Genomic DNA, 25287 nt, shown 5'->3' with positions numbered 1-25287 from the left:
ATCGGGCCCCAGCGCGGCGCATTGTAGCTGATTTTTCAGCTACATTCGGCGGATCGGGCCCCAGTGTGTATACTTCCGTCTCGGCACCCGCCTCTTCAAGCCGAATAGCTGCGATTGAGAAGAATTGAAGAATGCTCCATCAACCACAACAAGGCTGCTCCCAACGTCACGGTCGACGATGAGAACAGCCCCGTTATCTATATGTTCGAAGGGGAGGGCAGGCCGCTGATGCAATCGTCCCTTCTCCCCGTTGATTGTTTCCCGCACGCACACTCCCCCACACGCGATCACTCGTACCCATCTTGCTTTACTGAATAAACTTGCCCAATCGATTGACCGGAGGAGCCGTTTGAATAATCGCCTCGTGTTTCTGCCGCTTACGCTCTTTTCCCGAATTCGATGTCGTCAGTTCCATGAACCACTCCTCGTCCCACGTGGCCAAGGCCAGATCGATCAGTTCGTCGGCGTGCCTAAGATCCGTCAAAGCGGAATCGGAGACGGGCTTGATCGTAGCCAATCTTACCCTAACGGGCCGCCCTACCCGTTCTTCGTTATCCGACTTGACCACGTGCAGCGCGACAAGTCCTTGCAGCACATCCATCGACTCCACAAAGCCGTATACCATCTCGCCATCGCTCGTTCTTCCATGCACCCAATCGCTGACGTTTATGTTCATCTCCATGCACCGCCTATCCCCATTGTATTTGTCATCACCCAACTGTAACAACTGCGTGTACACTTCACTCAAAAAAAATACTTTCCTTCAAAACCAATTATTTATTGGTTGTTACTGTAATTATAATGATTACAGTTGGAGATGTCAACTCTTCTCTTAACGAACCAGGATTCATGCCGATTCAAACAAACCGTTTTTCATTTTATCCGGCAAATTTCGTCATTACCCCTTTGGTATGAAAAATGGTAAAATCATGTCATCACTATGGGAAAGGCGGACAAGCCATGGAACATGTCTTCACGATTGAGCCGAGCGCCTATACGACGTTCGACAATGAAAGCGAATTGCTTGAGAAGGGCAAGGAATGGGGGCTCATCTCGGAGAAGGCCGCCAAGATGAAAGTTCTCGCATATAAGCGGGACGGCAAAAGCCTATCCTGCGAAATTGTCGGATACACTGATAAAGTAACGGCTGTCATTCGTTTCGAGAACGGCCAACTGCACAGCATACATCCCTCCTATCTGAAGGAAATGCAGGCGGCAAGCTTCGGGGGCAAAGCCCCTGCCGCAGTCGAGAGTGCGGAAGAAGCCGCCTTGCAAGCCGATTCCGTAGTTGCCGTTCAGGCCGAATCCGAGGCAGTTGACACCGCTACGGCCGATGCGCCGCCTTGGGATACAGATGCCGCAGACAACGCGCGAGCAAGCGAGCCTTCATCCCTGCCGGCTACGCCAAAGCCGGACGCTCCGGCCAAGAAAAGCAAAAAGGAGAAGATCGAGCTCCCGGATGGCAAAGTAAGCGTGACTGCAACGGTACAAGAGTTCACGACCGTTCCCAACCACTTCTCGGACAATGACGACGAGGTTATCATTTACGAAGCCGTAACGATCTCAGAACCGCTACTTGAGTTAGGCAGCGCTTGGTCGAGCCATAGCGCAACGTTGAAGAAGTTGGAGCTGGCCGTCGGCGACACCATCACGTTCGAGGCAAAGCTGGTGCCCAAGAAGCTGACGAAGCACCCCGTTCCGTACAAAATCAACAACCCAGCCAAAATTCAGAAGGTTTAAACGAAAAGCCAACAAGGCTGTAACAGGTTGCCTGCCCTTCGGCAACCTGTCACAGCCCTCAACCACGTTCTAGCGCGGCTTCTTAATTTTCAATAATGACGCTATTTAGTTTAAGATTGACCGGATTTGCAATCGTATCTCCAACCGGGCATTTGCTCTCCAAAAATTGTACAAACTCATCAACCTTTTCTTTCGGTGAATCTGTTTTGATTCGGAAGGTATATCGGATGTCGGAGTAGCCCGGACGGACCGAGGATCTGTCAAAAAATCCATCGAGGTCAATTTCGCCTTCAACGTCTACTTGAAAATCATCGAGCTTAACGCCAAACTTAGGTGCGTAGACTCTAGCAACGATAGATTGGCATGCGCCCAGCGAGGCAAGCAGAGCTTCTACCGGATTCATCCCGGTATCTGTTCCTCCCAGACTCTTAGGTTCATCGATTATGAGCTCGAACTGTCGGACGCTTGTTTTAACTTTAACTCCATCTAGTAAATTTGCAGTTGCTTTGAAGGTTTGAACAGCAGCCATGTCCTATTTCTCCTTTGATGATCAGGTATATTCCCATAATAATTAAATCTTACTTATCCAATAGGTATTATGAGTATTATAGGATTGATTTTGATTACTGTCAATCTCTTCCGCCTTCTCCTGTTGTAAGACGACCAAAGGGCCATCCCTCGCAGGATGGCCCTTCCGTGTCACCGTATCATTCTACATCAACTATTAGGCGCAGCATCAGCGTTGCTGCTTCCGCACGGGTCGTATTAGCGCCAGGATTGAAGCGGTTGTTCGCTTGCCCGCGCAGCAGGCCGTTGCTTCTTGCCGCTTCCACAGCAGCCTTGCCCCAGTTTGGAATTTGCTCGGCATCCGCAAATGAGGGCTGATGGGAATTGTCCAGCCGAAGTCCTAACGCTCTCGTAATCATCATTGCCATCTCCGTGCGGGTAATCGGAGCGTTAGGACGTAATGTACCGTCCGGATATCCGGTCAGCCATCCCGCTTCCACAGCTTTCAGCAGCGGCGAACGCGCCCATGATCCAACCGCATGCAGGTCGGAGAAACTACGATTCGACTCGTTTCCTTCGAATTGCAATACCCGTTGCAGCATCACGATAAATTGAGCGCGAGTAACTTCGTGCTGTGGACGGAATGTGTCGTCGCCAAAGCCTAAAATAATTCCCCGGCGGGCTGCCTCTAAAATGGAAGCCTCAGCCCAGTGCCCCTTTATATCGTTAAATACCAGGTTAGCGCCTGAAGGCGTTTCGCCTTCCCCTTCAGTGTCTGGGGGCGTTCCTCCTCCTCCTACTACTACTCCAGTGCCTGGGGACGTTCCCCCTCCCCCTTGTTGCTCTTGTAAAGTAACTGTGACCGTAGCATAATTGGAACGGTCCTTGCCATCAATGGCGTAGTAGGTAAAGGTGTCCGTACCACTCGCTCCTTTTCGGGGCGTATAAATGAAACGATTGGAGTGCCGATCCACCCTCAAATGACCTTGTGCAGGCTGTTCCCATATACGGAATGTCAGTGTATCCTCGTCCGCATCTGTTGCCAAAAACGTTCCTTGCGAATTTTGTCCCGCATATGCATCAAGCGACACATTTTGAGACACGGGCGCATGGTTCATCGTGTATCGCAACAAACTGAATGCTCGAATGGCATTGTCGTTTCCTACCACGTACACTCCGATATAGCTGCCTTCTCCTAATGGCAGGTCTGTCTCCAGATCAAGATTGCCGCCGGTATAGTTATCAATTACATCGTAGCCGACAGGAGCAGGATCCCCCACATGCGGTGTTTTAAAACGTTCAATACTGCGTTGGTACATCTGTTCTTTGCTCGTCTTCAGCACCAGGCGTTCATTCTGCCCAGCCGAAGCAATTATGCCTACTTCGCCGTTATCGATGGCAATAACTGCTCCCCCCGCTACTTCTGGCGCATAGGGAACAATATTCAGGTGCACAGTAGCTGTCTCGGTTTGAGAACCGTTGGAAACCTTGTATTGGAACGAATCATTCCCCATCGCTCCCTGATAAGGTACGTATTCGAAGCCGCCAGTTGACCTATCCAAATAAACAATGCCTTTTGATGGATGCTCTGCCATTGAGTAAACCAGACCGCTTGCCGGCAAGTTCCCCTTAAAAATTTCACCTTGCTTGACAGACACACTATGATCGGCGGCTGACAAAACATAGGTCATTTTATAGAGCTTGCCTTCTCCGGGGGCTAATGTTGCGTTGAAGCTTCCATCCAATTGATTGTAATTATGAACAGGTACATGAGCACCATCGGTCTTCGATACTTCCAGCAGTTGAGACGGAGCAGAAGGTATTGTAAACGTAAAATCTTGCGCGTTTTCAGTATCCTTGTTAACCGCCAGCCAATATCGCTGTCCCTCGGTGTCTGTAAAGGTACTGATCATGACTCTTGGAGTATCGGAAGGCAACTGCACCCAATCGTCTGCTTGCAGCTTGCTCACGCCTAATTCAGGGATATCATTAGCAGGATAAGCATGATATACGCGCTCAAGCTCCAATTGCAGCATGACTTCTCCCAGTTCCGCAACTTCACTGTTTAGCTGCTGCGCCCAGCCGTACGAAGCTGCAGGCGTCCCGTCACTGCCAACTAGAGCATCGGTATAATTGGCATCGGAAGCATAGGCGGAATATAACAGACCTTTTGCGCCATAACCAAGCGCAGCATAGGCTTGAAAGCGCATTTGACCTTGCGAAGTAACGGGCACAGGTACGGATTGGAAGCTTTCTGCGGCGGACTGAATGGTTGCCCAGAGCGGCACTCCGTTTTCCTTTGCCTGCTTGCTAAATCGATCAAGCAGCAAAAAGTAATTGTCCAGTTGAACGCCGCCATGGTGGTAATTATAAGAATCCATAACGAGCAACCCCGTGCTTGCGGCAGCGCCCATCCATTCCGATACCTGGTCATCATGTTCTTCTCCATTAATCGTTGTAAAAAGTTTTCCTCCCTTTAATTGACCATCCACTTCCAATGTTCCGTAAGGGTCGATTCTCCAGTTGGTCCAAACCTGGTCTTCATAGCCGTTATCGAGGTCAAGTTCAAAAATATATTCCGTATTTTCGGCCAAAGAGAGCGGCGGACTGAATGTAAACGTCGGCTGGCTATCGGCAGGCTTGGAGTGAATCTGCACCGATTGTCCCAGCAAGCTTTCAGTCTCGGCATCATAAACGTTTACTCGTGCTGGCGCCCATATATTTGTACTCATGCCATTAGACATTTTTATGGACTGTAGCAATGTTTGCCCAGGCTTTGTGCGGACCCGTTCGCGGATTAGCTGAGACGGGTTAAGAAACCCTCCGTTTCGATCAACGCCTGGCAAGCTTACATAGGATAACCGATCTGGATCAATCGTCTTTAGATATGCGGCCGCAGCAGCTAATTGGTCATATAGCGGCTCATAGGCTCGCCGTTGCAAATTGTAACCCAGCAATGAGTTATAATCGCCCAGCTCATTAAATAGCCATGACAGATGCTCATCGGACGGACGGCTGTCTGGCGTAAACGTATCCCCTTCAACTTGGGCCAGCGAGATTTCATAGGCAAGATCCTCATAATTCCGATACTCGCCAAGCTGGCTGGCATGACCGCCAACATAAGCCCCGCCACTATCATAGCCGGTATTTGCCTGATTGTAATAGCCAATGCCAGTATTGGATATCGAATCCGTCATCAATTGCATATAATATTGTTTGTCCGGCTCCAAAGCCGCACCGCTAAATGTAAACGCACGTGTATGCTCGCCTGATTCTCCGGCTGGCAGGACCAATGAACTTCTGGTGATTTCCTTGGATCTGTCAGGAGACTCATATACGATCAACTCCAGATTCACTGGAGCTTGCAACGGCTCGGCAGCATTGATTTGGGTATTTAAAGCAATCGATTCCAAGCTCCATGTTCCACTATTGGCAGGCGTAGTAAATAATTGTCCATGCCAGTACCAAGGAAGCACTCCATAAACCATATTGACTTCAGGCTGGCTGATCGTCTCCGATGCCTTGGCGTATTGATACCCGGCCAGAACCTTTACTCCTTTATCGCTTGCTTCTTGAAGCAGTTGCTTTTGATAAGCAATACTGTTCACGGAATCAGAAGCAATAATCAAGTTCGCGTTCATATTGCGAATGCGATCAACTTGCTCTAGAAATGCACTTCCTTCCTGCGGCTTTACCGTATGATTAACGCCGATTGGAAACTTGCCTTCAAATGCAAAGCCGATTTTGGTCTGAATATGACTGAGCTTGACGGATAAGAGGCTGAAACGGACAATTTTATTATTGCTGTCAACTTCATATACAGCGACATAATCGCCAACTGCAGCAGGAAGCTCACTTCCATCATACTCGGTTAATGGCGGCGCCTCGTTTCCAGCTCGAGGCACGCTGACCGGTTGCTGCGAAACTTGCACCATGATCGCATTGCCTGCTTCTGGCTGTGCCAAAACTTGAGTCGTTCCAACAACGTTCCCGGGTGATAGAGATACATCGGTCACAGCAGGCGCTCTATGAGAACCATTGCCGGAGTTCTCTGACGCCAGCGCTACTGTAACTGTCGCAACATTCGAATCGGCCTTGTCGTCGGTCGTCCTATAACTGAATGATCCCGTTTTGCTGAAGGTCTGGTCTGGAGTGAAAGTAAAGGTGCCTCCGCTGCCCAGAACAACCTCTCCCCCTGACGGGTTGCCAACAAGTTCATATACCAATGCGTCACCATCAGGATCATTCGCACTCAGGGTCCCTTCAACCGGATTCAAGTCAGCTATCTCTTTATAGAGACTGTAGGCAACTGGCTTGCGGTTCAGATCAGCGCGAAGATTCGTTTTGTACAACTTTCCTTCGCCTGGAGCAAATACTGCAGACAACACCCCGGTTGATGTATTGAAATTGGCTGGTTTCTCCCGACCGCTCTCTTTAGAAATTTCTACAATATTATGAATAGCTTGATCTAAGCTGAACGTAAGCGTTTGGTTACCTGGTGAAGGTCCTCCAGTCTCATTAATATTGCGGTTTACAACCATGACATAAATGACGCCCTCTTCATCATGGAAGGTACTAATAATTTGAGGCACATCGCCTTGATTCGGCTGCCAGAAAAAATCCTGGGGGAGCCCCTTCGTTCCGCGTGGCAAACTCCCCGGGCTGTGGTGATACACCTCTTGCGATGTAAGCCGGGTCAAGGTCGGCCCCAGGTACAGCAGCTGCTCATTCAGCTTCCTCGCCCATTCGTAGGATTGATATTTGGTGCCATCAGGACGAATAATGCCGTCAATAAAATACGGATATGGCGGCGTCTTATATGTGAAATACATCAGCCCCTTGGCGCCGTACGCAAGATTGGTGAAAATATTGTAGCGCAAATCATCTTCATTCGGCACCCGCGCGCTCAAAGGCACATTCTGATCGCCAAATCCGATTGATTGCAAAAAGGACCAAAAATCCAGTTCGGATTCTTTCGATTGTCGTCGTATCGTTTCCAGATTGTAATAGTACGCTTCGAATAGCCCATTCACTCTGAACGGGTACGTGTCAAAACCAACATACTCCGGCTCTGCCCTCACCCATCTGTATACATAATCGTCATAGCTAAAACCTTCAACGATCCGATTAATGGTGTACCAGAAGTCCGACTTCACATTACTGCCTTCAATGTAAGCGTTTCCTAAATTGTACCATTTGTGCCCAATTACCGAACGAGTAACAGCAATGGCATCATTGCCGCCGCCATTATGGGTCAGCTCCATATAGTACATCGTACCCGGCTCAACTTCAGCATGCAACGTGAATACCGGCCAATTATCAGTAACCTCTGAACGGTTCAGCGTTTGCCGCGCCACAATTTGTTCCTTGTTCTGCGAATCCCACAGCGTGAGCGTCAGCTCCTCCTCATTGGACCAGGTAGCCTGGTCAACAAACCACTGCACCGTATGCAGGCCGGTCTGATCGCTGCCTGTGCGGAAAGTCTGCCCGAGAGGCTTGGCCGAACTTAGCTCTTCCGTAGTCGCATTGGCATCTATCTTCAATTGATCCCAGCGTAAATCCGGCGATTGCGCTTCACTGGGGTACAGATTGACAAAAGACGGATTGTACGGGTCCGACTCCTTCAACATATTCATTGTTGCTTCCACGCCAGGAAACTCATCGGCGGAAGGCTCGTCCAGCAGCGTGTAGCCCATCATGGCAGGATGGTGCTTGAAGTAATCCGACACGGTGCCCAGCGCTTCCGGTGACGGCATTGCCCGTTCTGTGCCATTGAAGCCCTCTTGATACAGATGAGCGCCAAAGTCGACTTTGAACCTGAGATCTCCCGCCTGGGCAGCGCCATTCAGATAGGACATCCCTTCCGGATACACATTGGCGGAATTCGACCTGATCTTGATTCCTTCCGCATGCGTAGTGCTCAATTCAAAATAATACGTTTGTCCCTTGTTGACCGGAAACTCGCCGAACCCGATTTTAGGAATCAGGTAACCCTCTTCATCCCTGGGAATATAGGACATATTAGCGAGCTCTAACACCTTTTCGCTGGTTCTTATGCCGCTTACAGAATCAGCACCGTAAACAACGACTTTGAGAATCGCCTCGTCGGGCCAGTCGGACACTGCAAAGTTGACATCATAAATGCTCCATCCCTCGCCTTCAAGCGGGACCTGGAAAGATTGCACCCAGGATTGTCCTGGTGCAACTGTCACTTCTTGATCACTGTTAAACTGGTTAATAAACTCTTCCTTGAAAAGAAAGCTTGTGTGCGCAACCAACAAATCAAGATCATTCTCAAAGGATAAATCCAGAATCCGTTGATTCGTATCGATGTAATAGTTGGAATTGCCGCCGACGATAAAATTGACATTCATATCGGCGATTTCCTTCATTACTGCGCTGTTGCTTTCATGCGGCGCCGGCGGAACGTATATGCCAATCGGAAAAGCATGCCTGTCGAATGTGGGATCAACTGAAAAGGATTCATTGGCCAGTACGCTTAAATTGGCGACAAGTGAGCTTAATATGACGCAAACTAGCACCATAACGCTTGTTTTTTTGAATCTTTTATTTTTCATGCGATATCTGCTCCTCTTCCAGTAGTTCGGACCAGGCCGCTTCCCCCTTTCTATGCGCAGGAAAGGGGGAAGTACGATTCGATCCATTAGTAAACACTTTGCAACACGGTCATTTGCCAGCAGGCAGCTACCCTTTTATCGCCCCTAATGTGGCTCCTTCCCGAACCCGGTTCTGAAACACCATATACATAACAATCAGAGGCACCATCGTAATCATCAGCCCGGCAAATAACGTAACCCAGTCGGACTTGTAATGCATAATCTGATTCGCCTGATACATGGCTACGCCAACCGTATACTTGTCCGGATCGCTGAGATAAATAAAAGGGCCTAAAAAGTTATTGTACAAATTCAAAAATTTAAAGATCGCAACCGTTACAATCCCCGCGGTCGACAGCGGAAGAATGATTCTAAAAAACGTTTGAAAGATGGAAGCGCCGTCAATAGATGCGCTCTCTTCCAATTCCTTGGGCAAAGATTGCATAAATCCGCCTAACATCATGAGGTAAAAAGCGCTTTCACTAAAACTATCGAGGATAATAAGGCCTGTCAGACTGTTTGTAAGCCCCAGATCGCGCATTAGCACATACTGGGGTACAAGCGCATTAATGCCAGGTAAAAATAGGGACAACATAATAAGTCCCCACATGACCGAGCGTCCCTTAAATTGCATACGAGTCAACACATATGCATTAATCGCGGTCAGAAAAGTGCCGATTATAAGGCTAACGCCAACATAATAAACGGTGTTAAGCATTGCCTGCCCGATTCTGTATTCGTTCCAGGCATCCGAATAATTTTGCCAAATCAGTTGGCCAGGCAGCTTCCACACATCTTGAAAAAACTCCTGATTCGTCTTCAGCGACTCATAAAAAATCCAGGCCAATGGAAAAATAATGGTTAGCGCCCATAACAGAAGCGCAAGATTCCACAGCCAATCCGCAATTGATTTTTTTTCTTTCACAACAAATCCTCCTAAAACCTTGCGAAGCAAGCTTGCTTTACAAGTTAATACTCCGCATCCCGGCCGGCAGTCAGCTTATCAATGAGCAGCTTCGCCAATACGAGAATAACGAACAGAAACATCCCGATTGCTGATGCATAACCATAATTATGATTGCCCGTGCCAAAAGCAATATTAAACATATAGAGCCCGATGACATTGGTAGATCCCGAAGGTCCGCCATTTGTTAAAATCAATATATTTTCAAAGCCTTTGAACATGCTTAACATGAGAAAGATCGCCGAGACCCGAATAATCGGCATGAGAAGCGGAAACGTAATTTGCACAAGCCGTTGTCTATGAGAGGCCCCTTCCAAAATAGCAGCTTCATAAAGCGATTTGGGTATTCCGACCATGGCATTCATAAAAATGACAAAGTAGAAGCCCACTGCCCACCATACCGTCGGCGGAATAATGGCCCACATAGCGGTGCTTTTTTCCCCCAGCCAATAATAGTTGCCAACGTCAATGCCAACCAGCTTCAAACCGGCATTTAAGATGCCGAATGATCCATCATATATAAATGCCCATAAGAGGGCTACCGCGACGACAGACAGCACATTCGGGAAAAAGAATAGCACCTTGTAAACGGCATTCATACGATAGCTCTTATATACCAAAATGTAAGACAGCAAGATCGATACGACAATGACAAACGGCGGCACGATAACGCCATATAGTACATTATTTTTTAGCGCCCGCCAGACGAATGGATCTTCAAACATGACGATAAAGTTTTGAATACCAACAAATTTCGGTTCGCGGATGCCGTCCCAGTCAAGCAACGCGTAGTACACCGATAGTAGGTTCGGATAGAGTGTAAATAATAGATAACCGCCGAATGCCGGAATCGTGGCCATTAAAATAAATATCCACTTTTGCGAAGCTTCTTTGCTTTTCCAACCCGGGCGATTGCCATAATTTAGCGATGCTGCACGCTCCTGTTTTTGAATCAATTTATTCTTCTCCTTCTGTATGGCCAAGCGCTGCCTCCGCAGCAAGCGCCTGACCAAAGCCAGCTATTATTTTACTGACTCGATTGCTTTTTTTAACAAGTCATCCGCTTCCTGCAATGTGGCAGCCGGGTCAAGCCTGCCCAAAGCCACATCATTAAGCATTTCCGTCACAATCGTGTTAGCTCGATCGGCATTAATATCGGAAACTACACCATCACGAGAAAAGCTGGCACCTTTCACTTGATTGTTTTTCATATACTCCATAACCGCCTTGGGGGCATCTTGCAATTTGTCTACCAATTCCGGGCTATTCATAAAATCATTGCGAACAGGCAGAGAGCCTCCTTTTTCCGCAACAAGAGATTGCACGTCCAGGTTCCAGAGCCAAACGATAAATTCTTTTGCCCATTGCTTGTTCAACTCCGGTTTAGCCGCCCAAATATAGTGGCCGCCCTGGGTATAGCTCATATGATACTTGGTATCATCCGGATTCTCGGTCATCGGCACAAGCATGAAGCCCCATTGGAAGCCATTCGGCGTAGACTCCTTCATTTCATTTTGTACCCATTCCCCCGTGGAAGCCATCGCAGCCTGGCCTTGCAGCAATTGCATCTGCGATTGCGTATGTGTTAAAGCCGCAACACCGTTCGGAAAAGCTCCCTTTTTACCTAACTCATAAATATGGTTGTAGAGTTGCTTGGTCTCCTCACGAGTAAAGTAAGGATGTTTATAATTGCGATATACATCATTAAATTCGTCCAGCTTGCCATTAGCTTCGGCGATCGAATATTGTTGGGCCAACCCGAAGCTGAAATTCAGATAAGCCGGATATTTGCCGGGATAAGTAATTGGAGTAAGTCCATCCGCTTTTATCGTATCTACCAGTTCAACGAACTCCGACCAGGTGCGGGGATTTTGATTCCATCCTTTTTCTTCGAATAGATTTTTATCAAAAAACAATCCGGTAACGCTTTGCGTTGTTGGCAACGAGTACATAACGCCTTCTATACTGCCCGTTCCTTCATAAACACCGGATTGCTGTTCTCGCAACGTTTTGTCGCTATCATAGGTTTTGCGATCCCACAGATCATCCTGAGGCTCTATTTTTTTGGCGGCAGCCAGACTCTGATGTATGCCCTCCCCAGCTATCGAGGTAGAAAAAATATCATACATATCGCTATCGTTATTGGCTGCAATTTTGGTAGCGATGATGGTTTCAATCGTCGGTGAGTAGGTAACATCAAAAGTTACATTTGGAAACTTTGCCGTAAACGTTTCAATAGCGTGGTCGATCCATTCCCGTCCGCCGCCATTTTCCCAGAAAGCCAATTTTAGAGTAACTTTCTCCTCTTTCGACAAGCCATTCTCTGCATACACTCCGGTCGAAGAATCGGCCCCGCTATTAGAGCTGCTTTCCGGATTTACATTTTCCTGCTGCCCGCTCCCGGCGTTGCCGTTCCCTCCTGTGTTGTTTCCACCGGCGCAGGCGGATAACAATCCGACAATCAATAAACTAATCAAAACAAACTGAAACCCCGTTTTTCTCATTCCTTGCTTCAAACTCATTCTCATTCTCCCTTTCATTTTCATGTTGATCCCCTTTCCAAATGAATTGTTATTACGATTGCCTTGCCAACGTAACATCCGCAAATTGCTTATGTACATAGACGAATTATTTGATATAGATGAAACCTCTACCCAGGCTGCAAAACCGTCGATAGACCTTTTATATACAATAGCCTTTTTTTATACTTTCCTTATAAAACGGCGCAAAAAATGGCGATGCAATGGAGATTGCACCGCCATTTTTGGCTTTAACTTGATGGCTGCCTTCTTGATCCTGCCCCTTATTCCGTCCGGAGTTTTTTTCGATATTGCCCCGGTGTCTCCCCCGTATACTTTTTAAACACTCGGATAAAGGTCAGCGATTGGTCATAACCGACCGCACGTCCGATATCCTGAATGGCTTCCTCCGTTTCGGCAAGCAATTCAATTGCCTTTTCCATCCGCACCCTGGTAACAAAATCGATGAATTTCATGCCGAAGGCTTCACGAAACAGACGGCTCAAATAGCTGGTGCTAAAATTGAATACTTCGCTAAGATGGGATAGCGACAGATCAGCGTTGTTATATTGTTCCTCAATGTATTGTTTGATAGCATGCATTTGCTGATGTGCCAGTTTGCTTTCACGCAACTGACGGATTTGCTCAAAGCCCTTTTTCAACTGCTGCTGATAGGCATGAATAACTTCCTTTTGCGTTTCTTCTTCTAGAATCAATTGCAGCGATGGATAGACTTCCTCCATCCACATCGTATAAATTTCATCCCCTAGTTCAGCCATATCCTTTTGTAAGTAACCAGTCAACGCTTGCATCAAATTAATGACATCTTCCCGAGTGTTTAATTGCCCGCTTAATACTTGCAGCATCTCTTCGTAGTAGGCTTGCCACTTGTCCTCGCCTTGCCTTATCGATTTGCTTATGACCCGCACATATTGCAATTGCCGAAACAGTTCCCCCTTGGGCTGGGCGCTAATATCGCTTGAACAAATAAGGCGGTTCATACCGAGTGAAAATTTATAGCCGATAGCCGCAATCGCCCCTTGAAACGATTCTGCTGTAAGCTCTAACCGCTGCGCCATGCTGCCGATGCCAATTGTAACCGTAAAGTCCATATTATTGGCAACCCAGTCACGCAGCTCCTCACTGCGCTCATACGCTTCTTGCTCGCTCTCCCCATCATGGAACAAATAAAGGACGCCCAATTTGGCATTTGAAATCCATTCTGTCCATACCGTATAGGGTTTATTTTCCGTCACTTCCTTGATGGCGGCGCCAAGAATATATTTCAGCAAGTGCTGGTCATCGCGATATTGGTTGGCAAACTCCTCGTAGCTATCAATTTCGACGATAGCAACCATCGTGCCCGTCGTCGGCTTGTCTATCCCAAGCCGCAGCATTTCCTCTGTCAAATAAGACCCGAAATTGGCTTCCGTGTGAACCTCTTCCATCAAGCTGAGAAACAGATGGCGCTTGTGATAAATGGATAGTTCCTTCTGCTGCTCCTGCAAGGCATTCGACTCGTCAAGCAACTCCTCGATGGCCGAACCAATCAGTTTGAATTCATCCTCTGCAACGGTAACCGAGGCGGAGGCTTGCCCTTGCCTGGCACGCGCAGCCAGACTGATCAAGCCCTGAATCGGTTTATATTGCCGCCTGGATACAAAAACAATCCAAGAAAAGCCTGCTACCACAATAAAAGCAGCTCCCCCCATCCACAAATAGAATTGGGAGGAAACAAAAGAAAACAAGCCGACGTCGCGGTTGCCGCTGGCGATAATCCAGCCTGTCTGCTCGGAGGAGGTTGCCGATAGCACATCCTTAGCGCTGGCCGCTGTGCCCGTTTTCGCAGCCTCGACAGTAGAGACGATGATATTGCCCTGTGGATCTATAATATGGACAAATGTCAATTGCTTATCTACCATGCTTGTAATCCATTCGTAGAGCAGTTCGATGCGCACATTGGCAACCATGATGCTCAAGTTTTTCAAGTTGGCGGTTTTCGCTAAACTAATGACTGGCAATCCTGAATTCTGATCCCCGCCATCCGTGGGTATAGCACGTGCCGTCCACTTATAAAGCTCGCTGCTGTTCACCATCAGCCCAATATGCTGGCGATCCGCGAAATGCTCCAGCTTCGTACGCGTAGCTGGCGTAAGCACCGTCATATCGGGTGTACGATACAAGTACAGGGAATGCAGCATCGGATTGTTCTGCACAAATTCTTTCAAGAAACCGGACGCCTGCACATCGATTAACTGCTGCTGCGGTCCCGCACCATCAGAGAAAAAATCCCGCAGACTGGCATTGTTGCGGATCTCATAGAGCATGAGCGCATCAATGCTTGCGAGATTGCTATCCAACAACTTGGCAATATTGCCTGTCAAGGCTTGATTTGCACGGATAGCGGCGTCTCGAGACATTTCATTTAAAGTGAAATAGGTCATAAATAACAAGCTTAGACTGATAATAAAAAAAATAGGCAAATAAGATATCAGCAAACGATTGAACCAGTTGCTTTTCATGCTGTTCCCTCTTTCATACCGCCTTACCGGCCAGTCCTGCTTTTGATTTCAAGTTCGTTGATTTTCCTCTATAATTCGTTTAACATAATTAAAGCACAGGCCATGTACAATCATCAATCCTGTTTTGAAAGCGCTACAGTACATGGCGGGGAGGACAACATGCGCACGATTAGTCGAACGTACATTGCAATTTTTATTGTAGCGCCATTTCTTCTACTGAGCGCCCTTGTATGGGTTATGAATTCACGGCAGGTTCCCCTGCTGCATTCGATATCAGCGGCCAACCATGTGCCGGACAAAACAATTACGCTATTTGTTCCTGCCAATCCTCAAGCTTCCCTTCCTGCCGATGGCGAGGATTTCGTCCTGCAGGCGATTGAGGAGAAATTTGGCGTCCAGGTAGAGCTATTGAGCGCCCCTTCCGGTGCAGCTTACGCCGCAGAGCTGGAAGCAAAGCTGCTAGCCAATGATCCGCCTGACATGTGGATTGAGCAATCCGAGGATCTGGGGGCTACACTGGCCTTATATGGCGTACTAGCCGATTTGGGCCCTTACGTTTCCCCTGCCTCCATGCCGAATTACTTCAAGTATTGGGTTACCGAGAACGAATTGAAGCAATATCGCATCCATAACCGCTTCTCTCGCGCGCCGCTCCCCTATGACAAAAATTCTTATCGCAGTTACTATATTCGTCAAGATTGGCTGGATGCGCTAGGCTTGAAGCTGCCCTCCAACTACGAGGAATATATCGAGGTGCTGCATGCCTTTACCTACGATGATCCTGACGGCAACAAGCTGCAGGACACGTATGGCTTCTCTGTATCCGGCAACAGCAACAGCCTCACTACCGATTGGCCGGAGTACGGCCTTCACGGGCTCGTCTATCCCGCTTACATGAGCAAGGATAAATTAATTGATATGGAATCCGATTTGCGAATGCAAGCTGTGGTCGAGGATATTTTAAAAGTTGTTGATGCGGGCGTGGTTGACCGAGATTGGTTTTTGAATGCAGGATCAGCGCATGTGGAAAAGGCTATTAAAGGAAAAATAGGCATCGTGTTTGGGCAAACGGCGGAGTTTGCGTTGGATGCCAACCCTGGCAGCCTGCAGTCTCTATCCCGCGCTTACAATCCCGAAGCCAACTGGGTTCCTTTCAACCCGCTTGGCCGCGAACCGTTAGGAACGATCCCTTCGCCAGGCGCTCCGTTCGTTTTTTCCAAGAAAGTTGTGGATAAAGCGCCGGTAAAGGCCAAGCAGATTATCGCCATACTGGATTGGCTTGGCAGCGAGGAGGGTTTTCTGCTGACCCATTACGGATTGGAGGGGAAACACTACACACGGAGCGGCAACACGATAACTCTCTTGAACAATAGCGGCCCAACAGTCGATTCTGGCGACTTGGACTGGTTATCCATCTGGCGTTTTTTCACGCCCGAAACCCCTATGGCGCTTGGCTTGCAGATTATCGATCCGCGCTTGACCGAGCGAGACAAGCAAATCAGAGAATTTCTGGCCCAAATGCCCGCAAGACCTAAGCTGGGCGTCACGTTATCGCCGCCGATCGGCATTGATGTCGGCGCGTTCCGTACCAGGCAAAATGAACTGCTGAAGAAGCTGCTCTTTTACGATAAATCGGGCGCGCGCTGGCCGGAATACCATGCCGACCTGATGAATAACTATTACGGCAATGAAATTATCGCCAATTTTGAGCAGCAGGTGCGAGAGGCAGCCCAATAAGAACTAAACTTGACCCACCGCTTGCCCGGCGGTCAGCATAAAACGATGATATTTGATAACCCTGACAAGGTGATAGTGCATCAAGAATACCGAATCCCGATTCATCTCCCTCCTTCAAGAGGAGGGAGATGAATCGGGTTGATCTGTTAGAACGGCGAATTTATCTACAAAATGGAGCCAACTTACAAAAAAGTGCGTATTTTATCCAGGCACTCATTGACTACTTCATCGGGAGCTCTACCGACGACATCTATACGCCGTGCTCGCCAATCGAGATTTTTGACCTGGTCCGTCAAAATCACCCCGTTAAATACCAATTCCTCAGGCAACATCACTTCATATCCCCATCCTCTTACCGTATGAGTGATTGGACAAACAGAAACAAAACCTGTCGTGTCATTAAATGATTTTGGAGACAAAACGATTGCAGATCTTCTCCCAGCTTGTTCATGACCGGTTTGGGGATTGAAGTTTATCCATACCAGATCTCCTCGATCCGCACTCATCTAGATCATTTCCTTCCCTTCTATACCGAGATCAATTTCGTCGTGTCGATTTTCCGGCTTGCATTGCGCCAACAACTCTTCCAATGTGGGCTTTTTCTTTTTTGGTATCACAATGAGAGTGTGATCTTCACCCACAACCAAATCAACTTCCGATCCCTGACCTATCGCTATCCTTTCAGCTATTTGGCTAGGAATTCGAATACCTAGACTGTTCCCCCACTTTTGCACGGTAGTCGACATGGAGACATCCTCCTTTTTTTGATTTCTTTCTTGCATTCTATCACACCCCCAGCTCAACGTATATACCAGTATATACACCTAAATAAAAACTGATACCATAATCGATGAGTCATTTATCCCCTTATTTTTGATAATCATTAACCGCCCTATTCTTCTGGTATAATATTCAAAAAACAAAAGAAAAAACGAGGTGTTCAAGATTATGTCGGATGACGTTCTTATCGGGGTTGACGGGGGCGGAACTCATACAAGGGTGTTGGTCTGCGACCTTAACGGAAAAGTGCTTTCTTATTGCGAAAAAGGAGCTGCATCCATCTATAAGGATGCTTCCGCTTCACAGAATGTACAGGCGGCTATTTCGGAAGCGCTGGAGCTCGCCAACAAAGAACGGCATCAGGTGATCGGAGTTACAGCGGGGATTGCCGGATACGATTCTAAAGCGGATCTTGAATGGATCATCCCCTTAACGGACATGCCCGGGTTAACTAGTCCCAAATGGCATGTTAATGATGCTGTAGTCGCACATTATGGGGCCTTGTTGGCAAAACCGGGAATTGTCGTCATCTCCGGGACAGGCTCCATTATTGTTGCCATTACAGAGAGCGGACAATATTTGAGAAACTACGACTTCCGCCATTATGCAGCTAGCGCTGCCAGATTTATCGCTTATGATGCTGCCTATGAAGTTTTAGCCGGGCATACAAACCATACCGATGAGAAGCTTATTAAATCCATGCTAGAACATTGGAGCGTACACTCTCCCTCTGAATTTTATAAGCTGGCTAGCGAAGGATTCGGTGAGGACAGGCAAGCACGCGACAAAAAATTCGGGCAGTTTGCGCCGATGATTACAGAAGCAGCCGGGCAAGGAAGTTCTGTCGCTATAAGAGTGTGTGACAGAGCCATGAGTCAAATTAAAGTCGGCATCGAACTCCTCGCCGCTTCTTTTTCGAGCGATACGGTAAATGTTACATTTATAGGGAGCGTGGTCAACAGTTCTTATTTCCTCGATTCCCTGAGCCACATGTTAATAAACGGCAGTAACAAAAAGTATAGCCTTATTAAACCAAAGCTTCCTCCCGTTGCGGGAGCCATTTTATATACAATGGACCAATTGAATAAACCGATCACCGAAGAGGTACTGCACAATTTACGGAGCAGCACCTCTGTACGAAAATAATGTTGTGGTCGGAGTGTAGATGCTGCCCCCGACCACTGCTCTCGCCAGGCGATCACGAAGTATGGAGACTCCGTTTCCGCTAATTATTATTCGTGCGACGTACGAATCTCGACGACGCTGCTTTCGTAGCCGCTGCCGTTCCACACCGAGTAAGACAACGCGTCGCCAGACGGGCTCCACGAGGTGTTTGCCACGTTTTCGACGTCGGCCGCGATCCGGGTTACCTCGTCGGACAGCAAATCGTGAACGTACAGGCCCTTGACTGTCGCGCCGCTCACCTCGGCTTGCATGCCGTATGCAATCAGCCGCTGATCTTCCGACCAGGAGATTCCGCCAAGCTCCGCTCCTTCCGCGATCGTCTTCGCGTTGCCTCCGTCCAGATCGCAGAGCAACAGCTTCACCTTGGAGCCTTCGTATTGTTCCACCAGCAGCTGCTTCCCATCAGGCGAAGGAATGATGTTGCTCACGGCGCCCAATCCCATGTCCTTGATCGCTTTGGTGTCCAGATCCAGCACTCTTAGCGTCTCATTCGCATTGGAGTTGTACAAGACCTTGCTGCCCAGCTTGGCGACGAGGAACAATGCTCCTTCTTCCTCCAGCTCCGGCATCTTTGCAATGTCTCCGCCCTTGGTAGCCGTGAAGGCCCCGCCGGCGTACGAGGCGCCAATGACGCTGCCATCGTCCGTCCACCTGGCGCTCATAGCCCCTCCGATGGGTTCGCCGGATAGACGGAACGACTTCAACGTCTCCAGGTCCATGACATAAAAAACGGGATCGCCGAGCGTGTACTCTTGGTAGATCAGTTGTTTTTTGTCCGGCGACAAGCTGGCCGCTCCCAAAAAGACGTTCTCCTGTTCTTTCAGCGGCACGAGTTCTTTCGTCTTCAGATTAAACTTGTACAGACTGCGCGGGTAGGAATCCGACAGCTCCGACAGCTCCATCTTCGCCAACTTCTCGTTTTCCCTGGATATAATGACCGTGTCCTCGTCCACCCAGCCGAATATATCCACCTTCTCGTATCGCTGTATGCCCCCAATCGCAATGGCCGGTCCGGCTGCTGGAGTCTTGCCCCCATTATCGATGACGGTGATGGTTTTCCCTGGCTCCCGAATGATCTCGCGGTTTCCTCCGTCATCCCCGCTGCAAGCGGTTATTGTAAGCAGCAATGCGGGTACGCATGCCATGATGGCTAATTTAGTTTTTTTCAATGTGATCGCCTCCTTGATGCTTACAATACCAACCATTTGTTGCGAATGAACGAAGAGTTGTTTCCAAGTTGTAAACAATCTTATCGGGTTTGAATCGGGAACGCGATTCGAAACGTCGTACCGCTGCCATCCGACTTCGCGATGGAGATGGCGCCTCCCTGCGTCTCGGCATAACGCTTCGCGAGCGACAGGCCTAGCCCCGCGCCGCCATGCTCCCTTGATCGGTTTTTGTCCACTGTATAAAACGCTTCGAAAATTTTATCCGCTACCCCTTCCGGAATACCGATTCCCGTATCGGAAATTTCGATGACGACCTCATTGTCCAAGGCGACGTTGCTGACGCGGATGCGGCCGTTTGCCTTGTTGTATTTGATCGCGTTGTCCAGCAGGTTCGCCAGCACGATATTCATGTAATCCTTGTCGGCTTCTATATAAGCTTCGCGCAAGTCCGTCGTAAGCGTAAGCCCGAACTTGTCCATCTTTCCCTTAAGGCCGTCCAGCACCGACCCAATCGTTGCGGCAACCTCGAGCCGTTCCTTGCTGTATTCAAAATCGTACTTCTCCATCGCCGATAATTGCAGCACTTTCTCCACCATCTCGTAGAGCCTCTGCGTCTCGCCCGCAATGTGGGTTTTGGCCGTGGCCAGCAACTCCTCGTCGTCGGGATACATGTCGAGCAGATCAAGGTAAGCTTTAATGGAAGTCAGCGGCGTCTTGAACTCATGAGTAACGTTGCCGATAAATTCCTTCTGCTGACGGTCCAGCTCCGACAGCTTGCGAACCGCAAGCGACAGCTTCTCCCGCTCCTGGTCCTTATCCCGCATCGTGAGCATAAGACGTTCGCTCATGGCGGCAATGCCGGCTCCAAGCTCGCCGATCTCGTCCCTGCGTTTGATGACCGGGACCCCGAACTGTCCCTCCCGAATACGGCCTACCGTATCGTTAAGCCTGATGATGCCCCGAGCGAACGAGTTGAAATACAAGTAAGCCAATAAAAAGCTAAGCACGAATACGCCGGCTCCGATATAGATGAACAACTGCTTGATTTCGTCATAAAAGGCTTGATGGTCGCCGAGGGAATAATAGAACTGGACGACGCCGACCTGCTCGCCCAACACGCGCAAAGGGGTCAAATAATACATGGAGTCCCCCTCCACCAAGTAAGCTGTCTTGTTCTCCAGCGCATAAACCAGCGTCTGCTTGACGCTCTCGGATGGAGGAGTCGCGGTCCTCCTGCTTGTAACGGAGCCGCTCCCATCGTACAAGACGACCGGTTGCCCGCTGACCAGCTTCTCCAGTTGCTCGCCGAACTCCGCGCCTTTGGTTTTCAGGTAGTTTTCGGGCACTTTGCTGGATTCCGCCATGATGGACTGGATGAAATAGACGTTCGCCGTGTCGGCTTGCTGCGCGAGGAGCCCCTCCGTCTGCGCGCGCTGATTCCGCTCGATTCCCTGCAGGACCAGCAGGCTGAGCACGAATACCGTGAGCAACAGGAGACCGGCGAGGAACAGACTGAACTTCAGCTTGATGCTAATTCTCACTGTATCCTCCGGACGCCTTGTAGCCGATGCCGTGCACGGTTTGGATGATCTCGCCATGATCCGGCCCCAGCTTCTTGCGAAGCCTTTGCACATGGATATCCACCGTACGCGTACCGCCGTAATAGTCCATTCCCCACACCAGGTCCAGCAATTGCTCCCTCGCGTACACTCTGTCTGGATTCGAGGCCAGCAGCGCCATCAGATCAAATTCCTTGGGCGTCAGCTCCAGCTTGTGTTCTCCCGCGACAACCGATCTTCTTGCGACATGCACCTTCACTCCGCCAAGCTGGGTCTCTCCCGGCTCCTTCTTCTCGCCGACGGCCTGCATCCGCCTCAGCAGGGACTTGAGCCGCGCGAGCAGCTCCCGCATATCGAAGGGTTTCGTCATATAATCGTCAGCCCCGAGCTCCAGCCCTAGCACCTTGTTTACGATGTCTTCCTTGGCCGTCAGCATGATGACGCCGATCTGTCCCTTATCCTGCAGCTTCTTTAGCACGTCGTAGCCGTCCATGCCGGGCAGCATCACATCCAAAATAATGGCGTCGGGCCGAGTTTCGCTTAACCGTTTCGCCGCCAGATCCCCGCGATCGATGACCTCCACCGTATACCCTTCGCGCTTTAAGGCATATGCGATAGCATCCGCGATCGCTTTTTCGTCCTCGATGACCATGATTGATTCGTGCATGGCATTTTCACCTGCCCCATGTCGTTATCGTCTGCTTCTATTATAAGGGGTTTCCGGCTGGAACCAAAATCCATCTTAGCAGATAAACGTATACTCTCGACAATGTGTCAGAGGCTAGAACAATGAGGCTTGGATCGTGAAACGTTCACAATATATTAAATATTTGCCCATTGTGCAATATTGCTCATTGAGCAAACTCGATGTTATATTGGATTCAGACTTCTATGAGATGGGCGCTTGATGAGCGGAGGTGACTGAAAAGAATGAACAAATCAAATTTGCGCGAGATCAAAAAAGAAGCGACGGGGCACGCTCTGGCGGAAGCCGCATTTCAGCTGGCGCTGGAACGCGGGATGGACGGCTTCGTCGTGGAGGATATCGTCCAGCGGGCCGGATACTCCCGCCGCACGTTCGCGAACTATTTCTCCTGCAAGGAAGAAGCCGTCGCTACGGCGTCGGTGCCGTATCACGACATCAGCGAATTCTACGAGCTGCTGAACCGGATGCCCGACTCCACTTCGCCCATCGACGCCATGTACCAGTTCGTGAAGATGCAGCTGGCGGAGGAATCCTTGCGCCGAATGAAGCAGCTCTTTACCCTGTCCAAGAGTTACCCCAACCTGAAACCCTACACCCTGGGCGCTGTTCACCTCTTGCAGCGGGAAGCCCAGAATCTCTTGACCGGCTTGTTCAGGGAGACGCATCCTCCCGACTATACTTACTTGCTCGCCGGCTCCGTATGCTCCACCATTGTGCCGCTGCTTGACGGGACGCTTCGCGTATTGCTGCCGGGAGAATCGCCCGACAACGATCCCGAAGCGCAATCCTTCGACGAATACTTCGATACGGCGTTCCGTTACTTGCGGAATGGCTTCTAACGAGGTAGTTCCAAAGGTTATTGAACCGAATAACGTTTGACGTATTCGGATGAAATCTATTCAGCTCAAACTCAGCTATTAAAGGAGACACTAACTGCATGTCCAAATTATTGTATCGTATCGGCAAATCCGCCTTTGGCAAGCCTTGGGCGTTTATCGCGGCATGGATTCTGATCATCGGCATCGTCGGCGCCATGCTCGGCATCAACGGCATGAGCGTCAGCTCCGAGATGAAGATTGAAGGCACGGAGTCGCAGAAGGTGCTCGACAAGCTGGAGCAAGAGCTGCCGGAGGCGTCCGGCGGCCAAGCCAGCGTGCTCTTCACCGCGCCTGAAGGCGAGAGACTCGACACGCCGGAACGCATCGCGACGATTACCGAGACCGTGGGCAAGGTGTACGAGCTCGAGTACATTATTAATCCCGCCGAGCTGGCGGCCGCAGCCGGCGCGGACCTGAGCGCAGGGCAAGCCGCGCAAGGCGGTGCCCAGGCGGGGGCCGCTCAAGGCGCAGATGCCGGCGCAGCTGATGCGGCGCAAAATGCTGCTCAGGGCGCTGACGCCGGCGCTGCGGCAGGAGCGGCCGATGCGGCTAATTCTGCAGGCGGCGAACTCCCTCCTTACATGCCGCTCATGATCAACGGGATGCCTGTACCAGGCGTGTTGATCGCAACGGACGGAAGCATCGCCCTGTTCCAATTCCAATTCACCGTGCAGCAGAACTCGCTGCCGCAAGGCGTAACGGATACGGTGGTCGAAGCCGTTACCGAATCCGTCGACGGAAGCGGCATTACCGCGCTGCCAAGCGACTCGCTAAAGGCTGTCGAGGTCCCTATCGGCATTAATGAAGTGTTCGGGCTTCTGATCGCCGCCGTCGTTCTCGTTATGACGCTGGGCTCGCTCGTCGCTGCCGGCCTGCCTATCATCACCGCGCTCTTTGGCGTAGGGATCGGCGTCGGAGGCGCGTTCGCCCTCTCCACCTTTGTGACGATGACATCGTTCACGCCTGTTCTGGCCCTCATGATCGGACTGGCGGTTGGCATCGACTATGCGCTCTTTATCGTAAACAGACAGCGCCGACTCATCTTCGACCAAGGCCTGACAGCCCGCGAAGCCGCCGGCCGCGCGGTCGGAACGGCAGGCAGCGCCGTTTTCTTCGCCGGTCTGACGGTTATCATCGCCTTGTGCGGCCTGCTCGTTATCGGCATTTCCTTCCTCAGCATGATGGCTCTCGTCGCTTCGGTTACGGTGCTTCTCAGCGTGCTGATCGCTCTTACGCTGTTGCCGGCATTGCTTGGTCTGATCGGCGAACGTATCTGCTCCGATAAGGCACGCGAGAAAAACCGTTCCAAAGCGGCAGCCAAACAACATGGCGTCGCCGACGCATGGGTAAAAGGCATCGTGAAGTTCCGCTGGCCGGTAATCCTTGCGGTAATCGTCTTGCTGGGCGCAGCGGCGATCCCGGCAGCGAAGATGGAGCTGGGCATTCCGTCCGGCGCCAGCGCGAACCTGGATACATCCGCCCGCCAGAGCTACGATGCGATTTCGGCCGGTTTCGGAGAAGGCTTTAACGGCCCTCTGCTCATCGTCGCCGAGCCAAAGGATTCCGCAGGCGTCATCGCTCCGGAGGTGCTCGGGGGCATCGTGCAGGAAATTCAGAAAAACGAAAACGTATCCGTCGTGCAGCCGATGGGGATGAACGCGGAGGGCAACATCGCCATTCTCAGCCTGATTCCGAAGACGGGTCCTACGGACACGGCGACGAAGGACCTCGTGCAGGAGCTTCGCGCAAAAGATTCCGCAATCGCCGCCAACTACGGAGTAACGCTCGGAGTTACGGGCTTCACCGCCATTAACATCGACATGTCCAGCAGGCTTGCGGAAGTATTCCCGACCTACATCGGCGTTATCGTGATCCTGTCGTTGATCATTCTGCTGCTCGTCTTCCGTTCCATTCTCGTTCCGATCAAAGCGACGGTCGGCTTCTTGCTTAGCGTGCTTGCCACGTTCGGCATTACGACCGCCGTATTCCAATGGGGATGGGCGAGCAATCTGTTCGGCGTGGATACCGGCGGACCGCTTATGAGCTTCATTCCGATTCTCGTGACAGGTATTCTGTACGGACTCGCGATGGACTATCAGGTGTTCCTCGTCTCCTCCATGCGCGAATCGTACGTGCATGGCCATCGCGGCAGAAACAGCGTCATCCATGGCTACGACCAAGCCAGCCGAGTCGTTGTCGCGGCCGCCGTCATCATGGTTGCCGTATTCGCCGGCTTCGTCCTGACGCATGATATTATGATCAAACAGATCGGCTTCGCGCTCGCGCTTGGCATTCTGATCGACGCGTTCTTCGTTCGTATGGCGCTGGTGCCGGCCGTCATGGCCATCTTCGGCGACAAAGCCTGGTGGCTGCCGAAGTGGCTCGACCGCCTGCTGCCGAACCT

General features: G+C 50.1%; 17 protein-coding genes. 5 read left to right on the top strand and 12 right to left on the bottom strand.

Annotation, left to right across the window (positions count from 1 at the left end):
- Positions 1 to 307 precede the first annotated feature (307 nt).
- Complete coding sequence (locus tag PAT3040_RS13045; protein ID WP_108992997.1) at positions 308 to 676, bottom strand: group-specific protein; 369 nt, start codon at positions 674 to 676, stop codon at positions 308 to 310.
- Positions 677 to 960: 284 nt separating this feature from the next.
- Between PAT3040_RS13045 and PAT3040_RS13040 the strand changes: the two genes are divergently transcribed.
- Positions 961 to 1740, top strand: a complete 780-nt coding sequence (locus PAT3040_RS13040) for a hypothetical protein (RefSeq protein WP_108992996.1) — start codon at positions 961 to 963, stop codon at positions 1738 to 1740.
- An 82-nt stretch (positions 1741 to 1822) separates the two neighbouring features.
- Here PAT3040_RS13040 and PAT3040_RS13035 read toward each other — a convergent pair whose 3' ends face one another.
- From PAT3040_RS13035 to PAT3040_RS13010, 6 genes are all read right to left on the bottom strand, one after another.
- Positions 1823 to 2269, bottom strand: coding sequence for an OsmC family protein (locus PAT3040_RS13035; RefSeq protein WP_087572013.1), 447 nt, complete (start codon positions 2267 to 2269; stop codon positions 1823 to 1825).
- A gap of 178 nt (positions 2270 to 2447) precedes the next feature.
- Positions 2448 to 8825, bottom strand: a complete 6378-nt coding sequence (locus PAT3040_RS13030; RefSeq protein WP_181376594.1) for an S-layer homology domain-containing protein — start codon at positions 8823 to 8825, stop codon at positions 2448 to 2450.
- 127 nt (positions 8826 to 8952) lie between these two features.
- Positions 8953 to 9789: a carbohydrate ABC transporter permease gene (locus tag PAT3040_RS13025; protein WP_108992994.1), complete on the bottom strand. Its 837-nt coding sequence runs from the start codon at positions 9787 to 9789 to the stop codon at positions 8953 to 8955.
- A 44-nt stretch (positions 9790 to 9833) separates the two neighbouring features.
- Positions 9834 to 10784: a carbohydrate ABC transporter permease gene (locus tag PAT3040_RS13020; RefSeq protein WP_246608466.1), complete on the bottom strand. Its 951-nt coding sequence runs from the start codon at positions 10782 to 10784 to the stop codon at positions 9834 to 9836.
- 66 nt (positions 10785 to 10850) lie between these two features.
- A complete protein-coding gene (locus PAT3040_RS13015; protein WP_181376593.1) occupies positions 10851 to 12350 on the bottom strand; it encodes an ABC transporter substrate-binding protein in 1500 nt (499 codons plus the stop codon).
- Between the two features lie 281 nt (positions 12351 to 12631).
- Positions 12632 to 14869, bottom strand: a complete 2238-nt coding sequence (locus tag PAT3040_RS13010; protein WP_108992992.1) for a helix-turn-helix domain-containing protein — start codon at positions 14867 to 14869, stop codon at positions 12632 to 12634.
- 159 nt (positions 14870 to 15028) lie between these two features.
- On the opposite strand from PAT3040_RS13010, the gene PAT3040_RS13005 reads away from it, so the two are divergent.
- Entirely contained in the window at positions 15029 to 16606 is a 1578-nt protein-coding gene (locus PAT3040_RS13005; RefSeq protein ID WP_181376592.1) for an extracellular solute-binding protein, read from the top strand.
- Positions 16607 to 16788: 182 nt separating this feature from the next.
- Here the strand turns inward: PAT3040_RS13005 and PAT3040_RS13000 are convergent, their stop codons facing one another.
- On the bottom strand, positions 16789 to 17112 hold the full coding sequence (locus tag PAT3040_RS13000; RefSeq protein WP_108992990.1) for a type II toxin-antitoxin system PemK/MazF family toxin: 324 nt from the start codon (positions 17110 to 17112) through the stop codon (positions 16789 to 16791).
- Positions 17113 to 17352: an AbrB/MazE/SpoVT family DNA-binding domain-containing protein gene (locus PAT3040_RS12995; RefSeq protein ID WP_108992989.1), complete on the bottom strand. Its 240-nt coding sequence runs from the start codon at positions 17350 to 17352 to the stop codon at positions 17113 to 17115.
- Positions 17353 to 17554: 202 nt separating this feature from the next.
- Between PAT3040_RS12995 and PAT3040_RS12990 the strand changes: the two genes are divergently transcribed.
- The gene (locus PAT3040_RS12990; RefSeq protein ID WP_108992988.1) at positions 17555 to 18532 is read left to right on the top strand and encodes a BadF/BadG/BcrA/BcrD ATPase family protein; all 978 of its coding nucleotides are present in this window, start codon (positions 17555 to 17557) and stop codon (positions 18530 to 18532) included.
- Positions 18533 to 18618: 86 nt separating this feature from the next.
- Here the strand turns inward: PAT3040_RS12990 and PAT3040_RS12985 are convergent, their stop codons facing one another.
- The 3 genes from PAT3040_RS12985 to PAT3040_RS12975 form a co-directional block, all read right to left on the bottom strand.
- Positions 18619 to 19740, bottom strand: coding sequence for a TolB family protein (locus PAT3040_RS12985; protein ID WP_108992987.1), 1122 nt, complete (start codon positions 19738 to 19740; stop codon positions 18619 to 18621).
- Positions 19741 to 19820: 80 nt separating this feature from the next.
- Positions 19821 to 21281 (bottom strand): sensor histidine kinase, encoded by a 1461-nt coding sequence (locus PAT3040_RS12980; protein WP_181376591.1) that lies wholly within the window; start codon positions 21279 to 21281, stop codon positions 19821 to 19823.
- The gene (locus PAT3040_RS12975) at positions 21271 to 21966 is read right to left on the bottom strand and encodes a response regulator transcription factor (protein WP_108992999.1); all 696 of its coding nucleotides are present in this window, start codon (positions 21964 to 21966) and stop codon (positions 21271 to 21273) included. Before PAT3040_RS12975 ends, PAT3040_RS12980 begins: the two co-directional genes overlap by 11 nt.
- 263 nt (positions 21967 to 22229) lie before the next feature.
- On the opposite strand from PAT3040_RS12975, the gene PAT3040_RS12970 reads away from it, so the two are divergent.
- The gene (locus PAT3040_RS12970) at positions 22230 to 22844 is read left to right on the top strand and encodes a TetR/AcrR family transcriptional regulator (RefSeq protein ID WP_087572001.1); all 615 of its coding nucleotides are present in this window, start codon (positions 22230 to 22232) and stop codon (positions 22842 to 22844) included.
- A 98-nt stretch (positions 22845 to 22942) separates the two neighbouring features.
- A partial coding sequence (locus PAT3040_RS12965; protein ID WP_108992985.1) for an MMPL family transporter occupies positions 22943 to 25287 on the top strand: 2345 nt, incomplete at its 3' end.

Source organism: Paenibacillus agaridevorans, assembly GCF_003112455.1.
GTDB classification, from domain to species: Bacteria; Bacillota; Bacilli; order Paenibacillales; family Paenibacillaceae; genus Pristimantibacillus; species Pristimantibacillus agaridevorans.
The sequence above is the reverse complement of the archived record's forward strand: the minus strand, read 5'-3'. Positions and strand labels throughout refer to the sequence as shown.